This window comes from Dongia sp., from assembly GCF_041909655.1.
Classification (GTDB): domain Bacteria; phylum Pseudomonadota; class Alphaproteobacteria; order Dongiales; family Dongiaceae; genus Dongia.
Genome location: NZ_JAYRDA010000023.1, coordinates 1 through 2,025, shown reverse-complemented (window position 1 = coordinate 2,025; position 2,025 = coordinate 1). Strand labels below are relative to the sequence as shown.

The 2,025-nt window shown below is 61.5% G+C and carries 3 protein-coding genes; all 3 read left to right on the top strand.

Going from position 1 to position 2,025, the window contains the following annotated elements:
* Window positions 1-372: acyl-CoA dehydrogenase family protein (locus ACE3PR_RS21790; protein ID WP_374376548.1), on the top strand; the 372-nt coding region annotated here is incomplete at its 5' end.
* 154 nt (window positions 373-526) lie between these two features.
* The gene (pseB, locus tag ACE3PR_RS21785; protein ID WP_374376545.1) at window positions 527-1,528 is read left to right on the top strand and encodes a UDP-N-acetylglucosamine 4,6-dehydratase (inverting); all 1,002 of its coding nucleotides are present in this window, start codon (window positions 527-529) and stop codon (window positions 1,526-1,528) included.
* A gap of 181 nt (window positions 1,529-1,709) precedes the next feature.
* On the top strand, window positions 1,710-2,025 hold a 316-nt coding region (locus ACE3PR_RS21780; RefSeq protein ID WP_374376543.1), incomplete at its 3' end, for a hypothetical protein.

The window sequence follows — 2,025 nt, the reverse complement described above, 5'->3', positions numbered from 1 at the left end:
GACACGCTCGATCGCAAGCAATTCGGTCGTCCGCTCGCTGCCAATCAGCTGATCCAGAAGAAGCTTGCCGACATGCAGACCGAGATCGCCCTTGGCCTCCAGGCCTGCCTCCAGGTCGGGCGCCTGAAGGATGGCGGCAATTGCCCGCCGGAAGCCATCTCGCTCATCAAACGGAATTCCTGCGGCAAGTCTCTCGATATCGCACGGACGGCCCGCGACATGCACGGTGGCAACGGCGTTTCGGACGAGTTCCATGTCATCCGGCACGTCATGAACCTCGAGGCGGTCAACACCTATGAGGGCACCCATGACATCCACGCCCTGATCCTGGGCCGGGCGCAGACCGGATTGCAGGCCTTTACCGGCGCCTGAACCGCCTGGATTTGACCTTCTTTCCGAGGGGCGCGCTTTTGTCGCGCCCCTTTTTCTTTGTCATGGGCCCGCCGGCGCCAGTGCTGATTGACACCACGCCTGCCCGCCGATACGCCCATGACATCCAGTTCCTCCATGAAAGCGGCAACGAGACATGTTTGAGACGGCACTCCCGGATTTGAACGGGAAATCGATTCTTGTGACGGGTGGTACGGGCTCGTTCGGGAAGGCGTTCATCCGGCGCGTGCTGAAGGATTGGAAGCCGAAGCGGCTCATTGTGTTCTCGCGCGACGAGCTGAAGCAGTGGGAGATGCAGCAGGATCTGGCGCCGGAGAAGTATCCGGCGCTGCGCTATTTCATCGGCGACGTGCGCGACGGGCAGCGGCTCGACATGGCGACGCGGGATGTCGACTACATCATCCACGCGGCGGCGCTGAAGCAGGTGCCGGCGGCGGAATACAACCCGTTCGAATGCATCCACACCAACGTGATCGGCGCCGAGAACGTGGTGCAGGCGGCGATCAAGAACAAGGTGAAGCGCGTCGTCGCCCTTTCGACCGACAAGGCGGCCAACCCGGTCAATCTCTACGGCGCCTCGAAGCTCGCCTCGGACAAGATCTTCATCGCCGCCAACGCGCTCTCGGGCGGCCATGACCCGATCTTCGCCGTGGTGCGTTACGGCAACGTCATCGGCTCGCGCGGCTCCGTGGTGCCGGTGTTCCAGGATCTGGTCAAGAAGGGCGCCAAGGCGATCCCCATCACCGACGACCGCATGACGCGCTTCTGGATCACGCTGGAGCAGGGTGTTTCATTCGTGCTCTCCAGCATGCAGATCATGCGCGGCGGCGAGATCTTCGTGCCGAAGATCCCGTCGATGAAGGTGAGCGAGCTGGCCGACGCCCTCGCCCCCGGCGTGCCGCACAACATCATCGGCATCCGCCCCGGCGAGAAGCTCCACGAAGTGATGATCACCGAGGATGACAGCCGCTCCACCGTCGAGCTCGACGACCGCTATGTCATCGAACCGGTGTTCACCTATTGGGAACGCCGCTCCTTCGCCGCCGACGGCGCCAAGAAAGTCGCCGAGGGTTTCCGCTTCGCCAGCGACATCAACACTCAGTGGCTCGACCACGAATCGCTCAAGAAGATGCTGTGAGTAAGCGGCTGGAAAAACAGAGAAATTGGACCATCGCCAGCGAGCCCAAACACACCGAGGTTTGCGATATACCGCCAAGTCGCGGTAAATAGGCTCAACCCAAGCCACACGGTGGTTGGCGTGCTGGTCGCCGGGTGTCCGGCTCGGCAATTAACTGCTTGATAATAGGGATATTTTTTAGTTGACGCGTACCCCATCAGGAGCTGTCGAAGCGCGCTCACCCAACGTCGCGGGTCTGCAGCGCCTTCTCTACATGCCGATGGAGATTGCCTCCCGCGAGCTTGATTCGCGCCTATTGCTGGCGACCCTGGCATTGGCCCGCGGCTTTGAAGTGGTGCTGGGGCAAAAATGGCTGATCGAACGCAATGTCGATGACATGCCCCCCGGCATCTATCTATCCAAGACGCTGACCCAGCGCGACGCAAGAACGATGGCCCGCGCCAAGGAAAAGGGCTATCTGATCGCGGCAATCGAGGAGGAAGTTCCCGGGCTGGTCA